The organism is Acinetobacter sp. 40AMC3-4 (assembly GCF_049898185.1).
GTDB lineage: Bacteria > Pseudomonadota > Gammaproteobacteria > Pseudomonadales > Moraxellaceae > Acinetobacter.
The window spans coordinates 80,046-97,488 of the sequence record NZ_JAFCXG010000001.1; the positions used below are offsets into that span (position 1 = coordinate 80,046).

Here is a 17,443-nt window from a genome sequence, read left to right on the forward strand (position 1 = left end):
AAATGTCTATTCGAGATTGATTGATGAATGTCATGGCGCTGAAGTTCCTGTGTTTGCAGCAGCCGTGGTAGATGTCTGAGCAGTTTTTCCTGACATCGTCGTATTCTGAGCTGCGATCACTCTTACTGCTTTATTCGAAACAACCTGATCCACCAACTGTAAATTGCTATAACTTGGATTACTTCCGATAGAACTTGCATTATTTCCACTCACCAAACGAAAATTGGTCTTCACAAATAGTTCAGGATTCTCTTTACTGCGCCAGACCATCTCAAAAATATTGCCTTTTTGTGTACGCTGAGCACTATCAATCAAACGATTGATTCCATATTCCCCAGGCTCATCAAAAATGGTATGGGTCTTCCCTTCCAAATCAATCACCGTGATCCGTGCGCCTGGAATTGCGCCGGAATTTGGCCAGATAAAATTCACCCATTGTTGAATTCCGTTTTCAAATAGCATTCTTTGTCCATCAATATCAATGGTATAAGCCAATAAATGAGCCTGTTCCAGTGGGTAAAACTGGAAATTAGATTGATTGGGTCTCACTGCCTGACGACTGGTATTATTTAACTCACCAGTTGCCATACCATTCACAGGCGCGACATAATTTTGAAAGTTTGCAACAAACACAGGATTTAGATTAAGCCCTAAATCTTGCCAGGTTTTCGAGCTTAAGCTATAGCCACGACGGATCACTAAGGGATCAAGATGCTCTTTGACAAAACGGGAAATACTGCCATTTTCACCAAAAATCTGATTAATTTCTTGAGAGGTTGCCTGTAAGCTACCTTGACTGCTAAACGGATATTTTTGCGATAAATTTGCATTAAATGGTTGATAGGCCTGTATTAGCCAGAGTTCGTTCATTTCAGCTTGTGCCGGAAGCATCAGACTTTCAAAGGAACGTGTGAGAGGAACACTAAACAACTTTTTAATCAGCTGTTGATCCAGCTCATGGGTTCCTACCGACATTTTCTCATCCACAAACTTTTGGGTAATATTGAAGATAGAATTCTGTTCATCAATGGTCTGTTTAAGGAGCAGCATGCTCGCCGGACCAATATCTCCAGAACTTTTGAGATCATTAAAGCGACTCCGTATCTTGGCGAGAGATTGCATATACTCATCTAGCAGCGACCGGTTCTGCAAATCATCTCGTGTACGTACAATCTGGTAGAAGATCTGAAAGTCTTTGGCAATCATCCCCTGAGAGAAAGTCGATGCAGAATTCTGTGCCAACTTGCCATCATGACGTTGCAATATCTTGCGTTTAAACCAGGCAATAAAACCTTTTTGTGGAACCGCCAACTCAGCTTGTACCATTGGATTATCCCAGCTGGTTTCTTGCGCTACCCGTTGTATGACTTTACGAATCGGTGAGTTTTCTGGTTCGCCAAGAATATCTATCTGATATGTTTGCTGATTAAAGTCACCGACCTTGGCATAATAAATGGCACCCAAGAATTTACGCCATTCGCTGATATATTCTTTTTTATACATTTCAGTCAGCTGGCGTCGAATTTGTTCAGGACTGCCACTAAAACTCAAATCATCAGATTGTGACGTATTGAGTACCCAATCTTTACTTTCAGTTGGTCTTTGCGCTGCAGTGTCTATCGCAGGTTGTACATATTCGTTCCAGGCTTGATAGCTATAAAAACCGGGTAAGGCATAACTTCCCAACATGGTTGTCTGAGCATTCTCCCCGACCATCTGTTTGATCGTTAATACAGGAAAACGTACCGAAGCACGCATTTTAATGTCGTTATATACACGATCTCGTGCAGACACTCCGGTCGTCATTGCGGTTAAAACCTGGCGAGTCTGTTCAACCAGAACAGTATCGGAATCCAGCTGGGGGAATAAACTCGAACCTGTCATTGTCATGGCATAGCTGAGTAACTGCTCGGCCTTTTGCAGCATTTCAGCACGTGGCAGCTGACCACGATGCTGATCTAACCAAGTCCGCCAGAAGCGTGTCAACTGATCACTGAGATGACTGGAATCTATAGATTTACGGTTGCTCAACATCAGATATGTTTTAAGTGCATTATAAGCATCTTGCGGACTTTGGTCGGATGGTTCTAATGCGAGTTGCTGAACTTGTGCAGTCGGATGAATTTGCACATGAATATGATTTTCTTTAAGAACTGCTGCATTGCTTTTTACCCGTTGCAGATATTCTGCAATATTTTGCTGACTAGGCTGCAATACTAATTGCTCAATTCCTTTCAGATATTCAGCTTGCAGTTTCTCCCTGATCTGTTGTCCTTGATATAGACCAAAACTGTATTTGAATGGACGCTTCTGATCAAATTGATCTAACTGTTGTAGATGAGCTTGCAAAATTAATAATGCATCGATTTGTGTGACCAGCTCCGTTCCTGACTGTTTCTGCATCTGTACGACCTTATTCAGGTCCGCCTGAACTTCTTCCATTAATTGCTGATTATTTCGATAAGACCACACCCACAGACTCAACACCATCGATACAGTAAGTAAAGCACCAGTAAAAGCCATAAAGCGTCGGTGTTTTCGTGCCGGATTAATATGCTGCTTCACCAGATTTTTATCTTTAAGAATCACTTCAGAAAATAAACCTTTCAGAAAATAACCATGATTCTGTGATACAGACTCTTTAGACAGGCCAAGATCATGATTATCGCTGCGGATCAGATGAAAGTCCTCAGCAATCTGTTCTGTCATTGGACTTTCAATGGAGCCTTCCTGTAAGGCGCTGGTAAAATAAAATCCACGAAAAACCGGTTTAAACTGATAAGGATTGTCTTGAAATAAAGTGGAAATAAAGGTTCTTAATACCGGTTTGAGACTCTTAAATTCCAGTGGAAAGGTCATTACACTGGGTGAAATATGCTGTGAATGCCGACGGGTTAAATGGGTCATACTTACATTTTTCAGACCCTCATATAAAATGCCATAATGCTTTTCAAATAGCTGAACAGCATTTGCACTCGAGTCTGGTTGATAAGCCAACGTTGCGCCCCAAACCTGATCCAATTCTTGTCCTTGATAACAATCAAAAAATTCCGTGAAGCCGGCAATCAGGTCCATCTTGGAAAATACCAAATAAACTGGCGCAAAAACTTCTAGACGTTCAGTCAGGTCTTGGATACGGGCACGCAGGTTCTTGGCCAGTTGTAGAGATTTCTCCGGACTCTGGTTGACCAGCTCAGCGATACTTACGATCACAATAAGACCATTCACTGGCACTTTAGAACGATTTTTCTTGAGAATATTTAAAAAGCCTAACCATTCAGAATGGTCCTCCGGATAGACTGAATAGCGTCCGGCTGTATCCAGTAAAATACCCTGAGTTGAAAAAAACCAGTCACAGTTTTGTGTTCCGCTGAGTCCAGCAGAGACCATTTTCTGGTGAGTTGCTTCAAAAGGAAACCGCAAACCAGAATGATAAATCGCCGAGCTTTTCCCACCCGCCGGATTACCGATGACCATATACCAAGGAAGTTCATACAGTGCCGCGTGACCCTTACGATCGCCTAATTTTGACTTACGAATCAGCTGAATAGATTGTTTGACTTGCTGACTGATCAGCTGAAGTTCTTCTTTATTATTGTATTTGCTTTCAGCTGTGGAACTTTGAGATAAGACGGTTGCGATTTCTTTGCCCTTTTTAGCATGCCGATAACGCCGGATAAGTGTATAAATCCCCCAGCCTATTAATATGGCAACATAGACCGTCAGCAATATCCAGGAAATACGATCAGAAACCGTATTTTTTATGGAAAGAATGACCACTAAAAAGGATAAGGCCATCATTGTTTTAGGGTTACTAAGGTACTGCCAGACATGCCCCAAGACTGTATAAAATAATGTATTCACTTTTATCCCTTTTTTCTTTAATTTTTATAAATAGTTAGGCTACTAATGAGATTTCATTCAGTTGATCACTTTCTTTATTTTTAAAACATAAATAGCTTGATTCTTGTTGTGTGCTGTAGCTTATTGTAACGACATTGCAGTATAAATGTGATGACAACATTGCTGCGAAAACTGCTGCCAAATATTGGGTATGCCCCAAATAGCTTTGAGGATAAATGGTATGCTCCGGCTCAAAATCAATATTCGTAAATTTTTCTTGTATTTTTTTCATTATTTTAGGTTGGGTAGTGTCGTCTAATAACACTAAAAAAGGATATGCCTGTTCCATCTGAGAGGATAGATTAACCTGATGCTGACCCAAATATGCATACAGGTCAGTGACGTGCTTGCTGAGAGTCAATATTCGTGAAGGCATCATACCTTCAACTTCCAAGTCATGTGGGGATAAACACCAGCTAGCTGTATATTCCGCAGCAATATAGTCTTCATTTTTCCAAAATTGCTGATCTAGATAATCCTGATCAATTTCAGAATCCGCCATAATGATCAGGCTGATCTCATATGATTGACCTGAAATTTCCTGTACTAAATCTAGTAAGGCTGAATAAGCACGATCAGCAGACAGGAAATGAAACTCGATATGAATTTGGGCAGGCAGCAATGCATATTTTTGTTGAATTTGACTTATAAGCTGCTCTTGATAGAGATCACTCCAATCCCCAGTCATATGATCCACCAATAAAATATGCAGATTCAGCCTATTTAATCGACTTGCTGCTGTTGGATTAGAGGCAATATTTTCTTCATCTTCACAGTAGTTTTCCTGTATCCATCCCGGATGCATTCGATATTGATAAGCCAGTTCGTGATCATAAAATAGTGCTGAACGTTTTAACTGTTCCGAAATTAAGCTCAGACTTTCTTGATGCTGTTGGAGTTGTTGTTGAATCAACTGTTGAATTCGTTGTTCCCGTAATGTCGGAAGCATTTCTTCATTAGTTCTGTTTTCTTCAAGTAAGCGGTCCACAGAATGAATGCGATATGTCAATATAGGTAGACCAAAACGATTTAGCAGTTCTGAGTCCAGCTCAGGACTCTTGAACTGCTTCATGTGCTGCAAGATCTCTGCATTTTCGCCAAAACTGTGCCAAGCGGCAGCTGAAAAAATATTGAGCGTGTAATCCTCAATCGCTTGATCCAATTCTTCTTTATTTTCTAATTCTTGCTGTTGTGCTTGAAGAGATTTATGAGCCCTATCCTTTTGTTCTTGCTGTCTTTGTTTATAGGATTTTACAGCTTTATAAATAAAATAAGGTGTTAATAACAATAAGCAAATTAACAAAGGTAAAATGCCAAAATATAATAGGAAATCAATATTTGATGGATCGTATTGAGTATCTCGCCAGTAATAAATGACAAGAACATTGTTTAAAACGGATAAAACTATAAAAGTCTGAATAATACGCTTAATCATGACATTTTTCCTATCAGGCTATAGCAGGTTTCCGCATTGTGGATTGCCGGATTCAGCATTAATAAAGCTCCTCTGGCTAGCCCCATCGAATGTACTTCTCCAAGTTGGGCTGGGCATAATTCATCTTTGTCTAGAATCAACCGAAGATCCACTAACATGGTCGGGCTACACCAGGTTTGAAGTAACTGTTTCAATTTGGCGCTATGTATTCCTTCAGATAAAAAATTTATATAGTCTTCACGTTTTAATGGACCAATGACGATTTCAATTTTTTCATCAATTTGCTGAATGGTCTCTCCACAGAAGCTGTTGATTCCCAGTAAAACTGGTTGCAAAGCTCCCAAACCGCTTTTTTGCTGATCATCCAGTTGAAAGCTTTCCGGAATAAACTCATTAATCTTAAATTGATATTTAAAAATACTAGACAATATGCTGCTTAACGCATAATGGGTATTATTTTGCCCCTGCATCAAGCCTGAAAACTCAGCAAAATAGTCATCTATAGGTTGCTGTTCATGTTGTTGACCGCTATAGCCACTCAAAGCATGAAGCATGTTTAGATAATGATTTTCATGCTCAATTTCATAACGCAGTGGTAAATGATAATTCAGACAGGCATCGACATATTGTGCAGACAATTTATGATTAAACAGTCCGAGAAAGTGTAAGCTTTCTTCTCGGTGTGCCCCGGTACTCTGTTTAATTTTATTTGTATAGATATAAGGCAATACGCCCTGTACGCCAGTCAACCCCACGATTAAATTGGTCATCTGAACTTTATGATCTTGACATTGCAATGATTCAATTTCAGAAGTTGGAAAATTAAGATTGAGTGAACTAATAAATTCAAATGATTTACTCCATCCTTGATGTCTGTTCCGTGCAGGTGCATGTCTTAATAATCGCGTGGCTTGAATAAATTCAAAGCTGGTCGGCTGCTGAAAGAGCCGATCAACTACAGAAGCCTTTTGCCACCAACATTCTGTATGCATTGGTATAACTCCTGTTTTGACTTTGAATCTATGACGTGCATATCCACATAACTATTCATTTGAACTTTCAAATTAAAAATATGATTTAAAAGTTGCACAAAGATATATAGACTGGCTCCTCTAAAGACTTCTGGATCGATCTGGATTTCAACTTTGACACCCCGTACAAAAAGTGGAAATGGTTTATGCTCACGCAACTTCTGGCTCAGAGAAAACTGGATCGATTGAATTGAATTAATAATTAGCCGGTTGTCTTTGGATTGCGGCAAGTTATACAGTTCAAGTAATTCCTTAATGTGACTGACTGCATTTGCTTTCATTAAAGAAAGATTATTCAATGATAAATGCGAGATAATTCGCCACTGTTCTTGCTGCTTTTGATCAAAACAATAAGGTAAATTGGGTCTTTTTAATAATATGGCTTTACGTGCCAAACTATTGTCATTGAGAGATAAGTTATTCTGATCTTTGTTATAACTTTCATAAGGTAAATCCCGATTGCTGCATAACAACTGCATACTGATAAAGTCTGATGAAATTTTTTGTGGTTCTAAAGATTTGGAAATAATCGAATATTTCAGTTCTGTATGCTTGGTATTACTTTGCTCGGGCAACAGGTGATAATAAAATTGAGCATCAGCCTGATGATAATGACTCATGGCAAAAAAAGGTAATACGGGATAAGTTTTTTGACTGTTCTCGCGTTTCTCTCTCAATAACTTCATTTCGGTGATCGCATATACCTGAAAATATTCAGGATGATGTACATCACTTATTAATGAATATTCCAGGCGCAGATGATCAATTTTTTGTGGCTCAGCCTGTTTAGGGAATAAATTTATAACTGGTGTCGCAAATAATTTGAAATTAGCGCTATTTAATTCTGAATAATTTCTGATCATAGCTTGATCATTCAGATTTATTTTAAAATGAATGTGTAGCTCAAATTCTGCGGTTTCTATATTTAATTCTCTTAAAAAACTCAGATTGAGGTTAAGAAAATTAAATTTTTCTGGAAAGCAAAAATACTCGATTAATAAACGATAGGCATGATGAGTATGTTGATCAACTGGGAGCGCACTTTCCGCTTCAGTAAATCCCATTAGTTCAAATGGATTTTGAATATCAATCTCTTGATTCTGTACTATTACAGAAAAACCAGTCTCTGGCTTAAAAATACAATCTAGTACTTGCAATGGAAAGCTGGAAATTGCATCCAGATAAATAGGTAATTTTTGTTGTTCCAACAGTCGCTGCTGCTGGTTAAAAATTTCAAAACCAAAGCTCAAGGCTGCATTTCGATTTAAATGAACATGAGTCGAAGCATGCGTTTTAAAATTAACAGATTTTAAGGCGATTGGTAATAAATTAACCTGGTTTGTCGTACGATACTCACACTGTACCCCACGGATACTTTTTGATTTTAATACAGTTTGCTTGGGAATCTGCTGGCTACTTTTAAGCTGTCGGATTTTAATGGCATCGTCAAAACTGACCACTGAACATGCTGGAAAAGGTTTAAGGTACTGTGGAAACATCACCTCAAAAATAGCACGTGTAAATACTTCATAACTATCGTGCAGTTTCTTATCGATCCGGGCAGAAATCAGGGAAAATGCCTGAATCAGTCTTTCGATATGCGGATCATCAATCTGCTCTTGATTCAACGAAAGGCGTTGGGCAATTTTTGGGTATTTATTGGCAAACTCTCGTGATTGTTGCCCAAATTCCTGTAATTGCTTTTCGTAATAAGGTAATAATTCTTCGATCACAGCACACCTGCTGATGTTTTAGACAAAATTACGTATTGTTGCGTAGTAGGCTTGAGGAATGCGTCAAAAATTACCGGTTCATATAGGGGATAAATATTTAAGAATGCATGAATACTGAGACAAAGACTTCCCCTGTTATGCTCATCCATCAGCATCTCGACTTTAACCTGCTTTAAACGAGGTTCGTGCGCGTGAATAGACTGTTCAATCGAGCGGCAGATTTTATCCCGTTCCATTGGATTCGCTGTTGAGAGCCCCACAAAATCAATGATGCCAAATTGAAGAATTGAACGTTTGACCTGATCATAACCATTAACCATCGCATCCAGATTAACCATACGGCTATTTAATAAATCTTCCAGATCGGCAGCCACTGACTCTCTCAAAGCCTGTAAAGAAAGGCCTTGAGAACATTGAATATCCTGAGACAATAGACGGTCAAATAATGTTGTTCTAAATCCGTAAGGATAAAGCTGATCCAAATTCATATTGTTATAGTCTAATTTTATTTATTTTTATAAATATCAGAGAGGCTGATCAAGACCAACCTCTAAAAGATCAAATTACGCTGCATAAGAAGCAGTATTATTTGATAATGACCATTTCTTGGTCACGGCACCCTTTTGTGTACCATTAATATCTTGCTGATTATACGTCCACTCAACTGCTGCATATTTCAAACCAAAAGCTTCTGTTGGAACGCCTTCTTGATTTACTGTCGGAGTGACCTGAGAAACCAGCACATGTTTTAATTTAATTTGCAGGTATTTAACGCGTTTATCACCATTAGCACGATAAAAATCGATTTGTACCTCATCGAAGGTATAACCTGCCGAACAAGCTTCCCAAAGTTTTGGGCTGGTTGCATCCAGATCTTTCATAAAAATCATGTCGGAATGTTCAACTCGTTCTGCGGTATGACCGCCTACACTGGAAGATGTGGCAGATTTTGGCTGACGAATGTTGTGCGACCAGGAATTTGCTTCTAGCCAGCTTTTATGTTCTGAATCACGAGATTCACCATCAACTTTATATTTGCCACGAAACTGGATGTAAATGTCTTTCATTTTAATAATTTTCCTGTTGTTATAAATATTCTTATAATTTTAGCAGCGGTCTTAATGACTCGACTGCGGTAACTCAGTGACCAGTCGTAAAGATACAGACAACTCGTCTAACTGAAAATGCGGTCTCAAAAAGACCACAGATTTGTAATGTCCAGGTTCAGCCGGATTTTCTACAACTTTTATCGAAGCTTCACGCAGTGGATACTGTGCTTTGGCTTCCTGTGAAGCGCCATCATCCAAAAGTACATATTGAGACAGCCAGTCGTTTAGAAATGCTTCGACATTTCCTGCAGATGTAAAACTTCCCACCTTATCTCGCATCATTGCTTTTAAATAATGAGCGATTCGCGAGACTGCCATAATGTACTGTATCTGACTGGATAATGCGGAATTGGCATTGGCAATATCGTTATCATATTTCTTTGGTTTTTGGATAGATTGGGCACCGAAGAACGCGGCATAATCGGTATTTTTACAATGTACTAATGGAATAAAGCCAAGATCACTGAGTTCTTTTTCACGACGGTCCGTAATCGCAATTTCAGTCGGGCACTTAAATATGATTTCTCCATCATTGGTTTTAAAGGTATGCACTGGCAGACCTTCGACCAAACCGCCACCCTCAACCCCACGAATCGCAGCACACCAGCCATGCATATCAAAGGCATTGGTTAAACGCGTCCCCAAAGCATAAGCAGCATTCATCCACAGGTATTCATTATGATTTTCACCTGAAACTTCTTCTACATAGTTAAAGCCTGCTGTCGTATTGCCATCTTTAGGATGATAAGGTAAACGGCCTAATACTCGTGGAATAGTCAATGCCAGATAACGAGCATCATCACTTTCCCGGAATGAACGCCATTGCACATATTCAGCTGTTTCAAAAATTTTAGAAACATCGCGTGGGCGATCAATATCAGTAAAAGTTTCCAATCCGAACATGGAAGGACTTGCAGCTGAGAGAAACGGTGCATGTGCCGCTGATGCTACATGTGAAATCTGCTCGAGCAAATACAGGTCTGAAGGTGTGCGATCAAACTCAAAGTCACCAATGAGGGTCGCATAAGGCGCACCGCCAAATGAACCATATTCTTCTTCATAGATTTTTTTAAATAGAGTACTTTGATCAAAGTCGCTGGCACTTTGAAAATCTTTAATCAATTCTTTTTTGGTCGTATTCAACATACGAATTTTAATTAAAGAGTGTGATGGCGTTTCCTGACAAAAGTAATACAGCCCTCGCCAGGTGGACTCAACTTTTTGAAACTGCTCGTGATGCATGATCTTGCTCAGCTGGGTAGAAATAAGCGCATCAATTTCTGCAATGCGTTTATCCAAAGCCAAGGTCATATTGTCTGAAACTATAACGGTACCGGCCATGACTTCCTTGGCCAACTCACCAATCAAACTTTTGGCCCGATCATGTTCTTCTTCATTACGCGCAATTCGACTACGTTCAACAATAGAGTCCAGAATTGAGTATTCTTCAATAGCAACATTCGTGGTAGTTGCAGCATTAGAGTGATTCATTGTCTGCCTCCATACTCATTTTACGGATTTGGTCGGTATTTTTTAAAATATCATCCAGTAAATCTTCTAGACGTTCATTATTGGATATTTTATTGCGTAAATCAGTTAAACGTTCTCGTGCTTCTACCAGTTTTCGCAAAGGTTCGACTTGTTGGACTACCTGTTCTGGCCGAAAATCATCCATTGCATTAAAAACCAAATCTACTGATATTTTACCACTCTCTTCAGTCAAACTATTTTCCACCTGAAAACTGGCACGAGGCGCCAGAGACTGCATCACCTCATCAATATTTTCCAAGTCTACATTGATAAATTTTTTATCTTTGAGCTTGGTTTTTTCAAGTTCAGACGCTGCTGAAAAATCTCCCAAAACTCCCACTACAAAAGGTAACTCTTTGACTTCACGGCCATCACCTACCTCAACATCGTAGGTCAATTGCACCCGTGGTGGTCGAATACGCTGTAATTTTTTTTGTACACTTTCACGTTTAGCCATCATGATTTTCCTTATTAATTATTATTTAATGATCCAAATGGATTAGTACTAGGAGTGTGGGTTCGTGTACTGATACTTTCTGTTTTTTTATTACTGATAGCAGCCGTATTATTTTTTAGATTGCTTTTCGATACTTTATTTTTGTTTTGACTTAGGCTTTGTTTTACTGGGTTATTTGGTTTATTTTTAGTATTTTTTACTTTTGAATTCCGCGCCGTCGTTGATGCAGATTCAGAAAATTTTGCTACAGGCTGTGCCAGATAAATATGTTCAGTCAGCGATTTGGCCTGTGGGTAGGTAAAGTCATTTAAGGCACGGACTTCTGTACTACGCATCTGTTCTAGGCTTTGGGAAGAGATCCCGATCCCTGCCAGGAATTTCAGATCAGTTAAATTCTGATGAATGTAATTTTGCTGATGTAATTGCTCGATTAAATTGAGCGCTTTCAGATGATCACCGACTTCAACATAGCGTTTGGCAATTTGGGTAGACAATTGCTGCTGCAGATGCATATTTTTTCTTGCTGTCTTGTCGCATAACTGCTGGTATAAATCAATGATAGTTGAATCAGTATCATTTTTTGCTTGTGGATAGCTCTTGATACATGATTTTTTTAATTCTGCTGCATGGGTTTGAGCAAAACATAGCTGCGCCATCCCTGAGATGAGCAATACAATAAAACCTAGATTATTTTTCAAAATAAGCCTCAATTTTTGGTTATTGTTTTATATTTTTATAATCAAAATTTATTTTTCTATTTTTATAATTCAAAAATCTAGTTGCGGATTTAACAAAAAATTATCACAGGAAGTCAATACATAAATGCGTTTTTGTTAAATTATTTTATGTAATTTTTAAAATGGTAAGATTCCGACCAATGAATGCAGACATTTGGATAGACTTGAGTAGAATATGTCAAAAATCTTGAGCCAATATATCTTGATTGCTCATAGAAAAACTTAAATAAATAAAAATAAACCTAATAATAACAAATATATAGCTATAAATTCCAAAAACATCAGGCTGTATATTCTAAAAGAGAAAAATATGAGTAATTTAAAAATTTTGATTACAAAATTATCTGAGCATGCACGCCTATGCCTTGAGAAATCAGCGAATTTCTGCATCAAACAGCGAAATTATGAAATCGAAATTGAGCATTTTCTCTTAGAATTGCTACAGCAGCCAGACCTGAACGATCTCAAATTATTGCTCAAAAAGTATAAAATTTCCGAAGATGATCTAACCCATGATCTGAATCAGAGCATTCAGCAAATGACTAAAGGCAATTCTCGTACGCCTATCTTTGCCAAATCCATTATTCGTGCATTAGAACATGCCTGGCTTTTGGCTTCAGCAGAACAGAATCCGATGATCCGCAGCGGACATTTACTGGTTGCCCTGCTCACTGCACCTGATCTATATCAAATGACGATTCGTGCTTCTACTTTATTTGAGCTATTTCCAATTGATCATCTCAAACATCATTTTTTGGAGCTCTGCGAGCAGAGTATTGAAAACCCGAGCTATGCTCAGCTTACTAAGGTAAAAGAAGATTCACCTAACGCACAGCTAAAATTAAATAAAACACTGGCACTCGATCAATACACCATTAATCTGACTGAAAAAGCACGCCAAGGCCAAATCGACCCGGTGATCGGTCGTGAGTTTGAAATCCGTTTGATGCTGGATATTCTGATGCGCCGTCATCAGAACAATCCCATACTTACCGGCGATCCGGGAGTCGGTAAGACTGCTGTAGTAGAAGGATTGGCCCTGAAAATTGTGAATGATCAGGTACCTGATGTACTCAAAAATGTAGAACTTCATGTATTGGATCTGGGCTTATTACAAGCAGGTGCCAGTGTAAAAGGCGAGTTTGAGAATCGCCTGAAGAAAATCATTCAAGAAGTTCAGTCCTGCAGTTATCCTATTATCCTGTTTATTGATGAAGCCCATACGCTGATTGGTGCAGGTGGTCAGGCTGGTCAGAATGATGCCGCCAATCTGTTAAAACCAGCTTTGGCACGAGGAGAACTGCGTACTATCGCCGCTACCACTTGGGCGGAGTACAAACAATACTTTGAAAAAGATGCTGCGCTTAGCCGCCGTTTTCAGGTAGTAAAGGTAGAAGAACCTACTGAGGAAGTCGCCATCGATATGTTGCGTGCCATGATTCCGGTCATGACTCAGCATTTTCAGTTGCAGATTGATGATGCAGCAATTGCTGCTGCGGTACGTAACTCGCATCGTTATATCAGTGGACGGAAATTACCGGATAAGGCCATTAGTGTATTAGATACAGCCGCGGCACGAGTTGCTTTGAGCCAAAATGCACAACCTGCAAAGTTAGACCAGTTACAGGCGCAGCTGCATAATCTTCGGCTTGAACATGAGATTTTAAATCAGGAGCATCAAAATTTTCCGTGTCATCAGACACGTTTAATTGAATTATCAGAAAATATTTCAAATTTGGAACAAGAAATTTCTCAGATAAGCCTGCAATGGCAGCAAGAACTTCAACTGGTTCAGGAAATAAAATTATTACAGGTTCAATCCAAAAAAATTGAAAATAAAAATAAAATTAAAGTATTACAGCAGCGTTTGACCCAGATTCAGGCTGATCACCCACTTGTGTTCGAGCGTGTAACAGTCCCTATGATTCATCAGATCATTTCTGACTGGACCGGAATTCCAGTCGGTAAAATGATGAATGATGAAATTCGACAGGTCTTAAAACTCCAAGATAAATTATCGCAGCGTGTGATGGGTCAGGACTTTGCTTTGCATCAACTGGTCCAAGGTATTAAAACATCTAAAGCAAAACTGGATGATCCGAACAAACCACAAGGTGTATTTTTATTGCTTGGTCCAAGCGGTGTGGGAAAAACTGAAACTGCCCTGGCCTTGGCTCAAGAATTGTATGGAGGTGAGTCGCATCTGATCACGATCAATATATCGGAATATCAGGAAGCACATACCGTGTCTTCCTTAAAAGGTGCTCCTCCAGGTTATGTCGGTTATGGTCAAGGTGGTGTGTTGACTGAAGCAGTGCGTCGTAATCCTTATAGTGTGATTTTACTGGATGAAATCGAAAAAGCTCATTCTGATGTGCAGGAATTATTTTATCAGGTCTTTGATAAAGGCATGCTGGAAGATAGCGAAGGTCGGCTGATTGATTTTAAAAATACGACAATCTTATTAACTTCAAATGCCGGTTCTAGTGCCATTATGCAGGCCTGTTTAAATCAACCCGTCGAAAACTGGCCGGATGCAAATAGATTAATTGAACTGCTCAAACCAAGTTTATATCAGCAATTTAAACCGGCATTTTTAGGGCGTATGCAGATTGTGCCTTATTATCCTTTACACGATGAGCTATTGATCCAGATTATTCAGCATAAACTGGGGAAAATTACCCGACGCATTCAGCAGCAATATGTCACCCAGGTCACTTATAGTGGGGACTTGCTCGAACTTCTGCTCAGCCGATGTACCGAGGTTGATAGTGGTGCGCGCAATATTGATCATATTTTAAATGCTTCAGTATTGCCTGCTTTGGCTACAGAAATATTGAGAACCATGAGTGAGGGAAAGATTCCTAAACTGATTCACATTGAGATCAAGAATGATGAAATTTCTTATAGCGTAGATCCGAAAGTTAAAATAGCGCAAAAAGTACGTTCTAAAAGCAATAAAGCAGATGCTGCCTAGTTGAAGTAACCTAAAAATAAAAACAAATAAAATATAATAATTGGAATAAAGATGAGCCTGGAATTTGAATATTTATTGCAAGACATTTCAGTCGATCAGCCGTGCGGTGTGGACTATTCATTTTCAAATGATTTTCATGTGATTAACAAGGCCAGAACTCGTGATGATCCTTTATTGGAGCAAGGTGACTGGGTCTCGGAACCAAAACAGGCCGATTGGCAACTTGTACATGATAAAACGATTGAATTATTAACTGAAAAAACCAAGGATATCCGTCTATATACCTGGCTTATAGAAGCTTGGAGTCATCTCTATGGTTTTGAAGGAATTGCTCGAGGATTAGAGTTGACCCAGCAAAGCCTTGAGCGATACTGGTTCACGTTACATCCTCAAATCGAAGAGGATGATCTTGATCAACGTTTTGGATTATTACAAGGTTTGATTACGCAACTGCCAATGCTGATGAAACAGATGCCTTTGGTCAGCTCTGCGCCTTTTTATAATTTAGGTGATTATGAGGCATTCTTACATCAACGCAATATTAAACTCAAACAACAGCAAGATGACTACTCTGAAAATAATACTGTTCAGGATTTGGAGCATTTTGAGCAATCGTTGCTGAAAACTTCTCAAACAGTTTTAAGCCAGAATGAAGGTTTTCTTCTCGAGATTCAGACCCAATGGCTGTATCTTAAAAATACACTGGATCATTTACTGGGTCTAAATGCACCGAGTTACGCGAGCACAGATTCTCAACTTGAATCGATCTTCTCCAGTATTAAGCGCATTTATAAAACTGATATTTCTTCAATATCTCAGGATCAAATAAATACACCGCAATTCGGCACTCTCAAAATACCTGAAATAATAGTGATGAATACCTCGCCTGAAAATATACAAGAATTTCGACCTCAAGCCCAAAACCATCTGGCCAACCGTCAACAGGCCATGCAGTTATTACAAGACATCGCTCGATATTTTCAATCTCATGAACCGCATAGTCCAGTGAGCTACATGCTGCAAAAGACGATTAAATGGAGTCAGATGCCATTACATGAATGGCTGGCTCAAGTAATCAAGAACGAGAATCCGATCGAAAACGTACATGAATTACTGGGTATATATGCCAATGATGAATCCAAGAATGAGTGGTAAATATTAAAATGTTTAAAGCAGAAAAAGTACTGTGGGGCGAAGGTCTATTTTTAAGACCGCAACATTTTCAATTACAGGATGCCTATCATGAGCAACGCTTGAGTCATATGATTCGGGCGACATTTCCTTTTGCTCACGGGATCCAGTCCATTCAATTTGATGAAGCTCAATTCAATATGCATATATTGGCATTAAGTAAAATTGAAATGATCTGGCAAGATGGTGAAATTTATCAGGCGCCTGCACAGGATTTATTACCAGAACCTGTACAACTGGATACCTTAAACCTGCGTGGTGAAATGCAAATTTATTTGGCTTTGCCAATGCTACAGCCGAACAAGCAAAATGTAAGTCATGTCGAAAACACTCAATCTAGTCGTTATCACTCACATTTAATCTCGACCCATGATTTATTCACCGATGCCACTACTGCAGAGATCACCCTGTTACGCCGTCGGGCAGAATTTAAACTTTTTGAAGTTGGCCAAGAACCTCAGCAGCCTCTGGATGGTTATTTATATCTTCCGGTTGCTCAAATCAAACGACAAAGTTCTGGAAATTTTATTTTTGATCATAAATTCATTCCTCCAATTTTACATATTCAGGCCTGTGAATATCTGCTAGACAATTTAAAGCGAACTTTGAATATCATCCGGGCCAAGATTAAAACGATTCAATCCAATAACCGTGAAAACGAACAGAAACTGATTGAATTTCGTTCTGGGGATATTGTCTCTTTCTGGCTGGTGAATGCCTTAAATACTGCTTATGCAACCTTAAATCATATTTTGCAGTATCCACAAATTCATCCGGAACGGCTATATGCGGAACTTTTAAGACTCAGTGGTTCCCTACTTACCTTTTCAACAGCCTATGACATTGATCAATTGCCGCAGTATCAGCATCATCATCTATACGACAGCTTCAATCAGCTGGATATTATTCTCAGAGATTTACTCGATACAATTATTTCGAATCGATATATCAGTATCAGCTTAAAAGAAACTCGCCCATCCTATTGGTTTGGCAGTCTGGAGACCGATAAGATCAGTCACAATACGCGGTTATATCTTGCTGTATCAAGTAGTGTTATGCCTGCACATGACTTGATTGCCTATGTTCCGATCCGTTTTAAAATTGGTAGTACTATAGATGTAGAACAGCGCGTGGTTGCAGCTTTACCGGCTGTACCCGTTCAGCATCTCATGCAGGTGCCTACTGCAATTCCGGTACGTTCCGGCGTTCATTATTTTGAGATTGAACCCAATAATGAACTGTATCAGCGCATGCTGGATTCAGAATCGATTTGTGTTTATATCCCGAATGGCTTTCAGGATATCGCGATTGAACTTATTGCTGTCATGAATGGATAAAAA

At 39.1% G+C, this 17,443-nt stretch carries 12 protein-coding genes; 3 read left to right on the forward strand and 9 right to left on the reverse strand.

Features of this window, described 5'->3' with window-relative positions:
* Nucleotides 1-30: 30 nt before the first annotated feature.
* From tssM to ACP7BU_RS00390, 9 genes are all read right to left on the reverse strand, one after another.
* Nucleotides 31-3,864 (reverse strand): type VI secretion system membrane subunit TssM, encoded by a 3,834-nt coding sequence (tssM, locus tag ACP7BU_RS00350; protein ID WP_425878348.1) that lies wholly within the window; start codon nt 3,862-3,864, stop codon nt 31-33.
* Between the two features lie 34 nt (nt 3,865-3,898).
* On the reverse strand, nt 3,899-5,338 hold the full coding sequence (locus ACP7BU_RS00355; RefSeq protein ID WP_425878346.1) for a hypothetical protein: 1,440 nt from the start codon (nt 5,336-5,338) through the stop codon (nt 3,899-3,901).
* Entirely contained in the window at nt 5,335-6,330 is a 996-nt protein-coding gene (gene tssG / locus ACP7BU_RS00360) for a type VI secretion system baseplate subunit TssG (protein ID WP_425878344.1), read from the reverse strand. Before tssG ends, ACP7BU_RS00355 begins: the two co-directional genes overlap by 4 nt.
* Entirely contained in the window at nt 6,294-8,102 is a 1,809-nt protein-coding gene (tssF, locus tag ACP7BU_RS00365; RefSeq protein ID WP_425878342.1) for a type VI secretion system baseplate subunit TssF, read from the reverse strand. Before tssF ends, tssG begins: the two co-directional genes overlap by 37 nt.
* On the reverse strand, nt 8,099-8,590 hold the full coding sequence (gene tssE / locus ACP7BU_RS00370) for a type VI secretion system baseplate subunit TssE (RefSeq protein WP_005246466.1): 492 nt from the start codon (nt 8,588-8,590) through the stop codon (nt 8,099-8,101). Before tssE ends, tssF begins: the two co-directional genes overlap by 4 nt.
* A 75-nt stretch (nt 8,591-8,665) precedes the next feature.
* Entirely contained in the window at nt 8,666-9,169 is a 504-nt protein-coding gene (locus tag ACP7BU_RS00375; RefSeq protein ID WP_005107016.1) for an Hcp family type VI secretion system effector, read from the reverse strand.
* Between the two features lie 51 nt (nt 9,170-9,220).
* A complete protein-coding gene (tssC, locus tag ACP7BU_RS00380; RefSeq protein WP_312327151.1) occupies nt 9,221-10,702 on the reverse strand; it encodes a type VI secretion system contractile sheath large subunit in 1,482 nt (493 codons plus the stop codon).
* Nucleotides 10,689-11,198, reverse strand: coding sequence for a type VI secretion system contractile sheath small subunit (gene tssB / locus ACP7BU_RS00385; RefSeq protein ID WP_180087331.1), 510 nt, complete (start codon nt 11,196-11,198; stop codon nt 10,689-10,691). Before tssB ends, tssC begins: the two co-directional genes overlap by 14 nt.
* Nucleotides 11,199-11,212: 14 nt before the next feature.
* The gene (locus ACP7BU_RS00390; protein WP_005107019.1) at nt 11,213-11,896 is read right to left on the reverse strand and encodes a hypothetical protein; all 684 of its coding nucleotides are present in this window, start codon (nt 11,894-11,896) and stop codon (nt 11,213-11,215) included.
* Between the two features lie 349 nt (nt 11,897-12,245).
* On the opposite strand from ACP7BU_RS00390, the gene tssH reads away from it, so the two are divergent.
* Genes tssH through tssK form a run of 3 tightly spaced genes read left to right on the forward strand, consistent with a single transcriptional unit; the run spans nt 12,246 to nt 17,440 of the window.
* Nucleotides 12,246-14,912 (forward strand): type VI secretion system ATPase TssH, encoded by a 2,667-nt coding sequence (tssH, locus tag ACP7BU_RS00395; RefSeq protein ID WP_425878339.1) that lies wholly within the window; start codon nt 12,246-12,248, stop codon nt 14,910-14,912.
* A 51-nt stretch (nt 14,913-14,963) separates the two neighbouring features.
* Nucleotides 14,964-16,067: a type VI secretion system protein TssA gene (gene tssA, locus ACP7BU_RS00400; protein WP_425878337.1), complete on the forward strand. Its 1,104-nt coding sequence runs from the start codon at nt 14,964-14,966 to the stop codon at nt 16,065-16,067.
* 8 nt (nt 16,068-16,075) lie between these two features.
* Nucleotides 16,076-17,440, forward strand: coding sequence for a type VI secretion system baseplate subunit TssK (gene tssK, locus ACP7BU_RS00405; protein WP_005107022.1), 1,365 nt, complete (start codon nt 16,076-16,078; stop codon nt 17,438-17,440).
* The last annotated feature ends 3 nt before the right edge of the window (nt 17,441-17,443 follow it).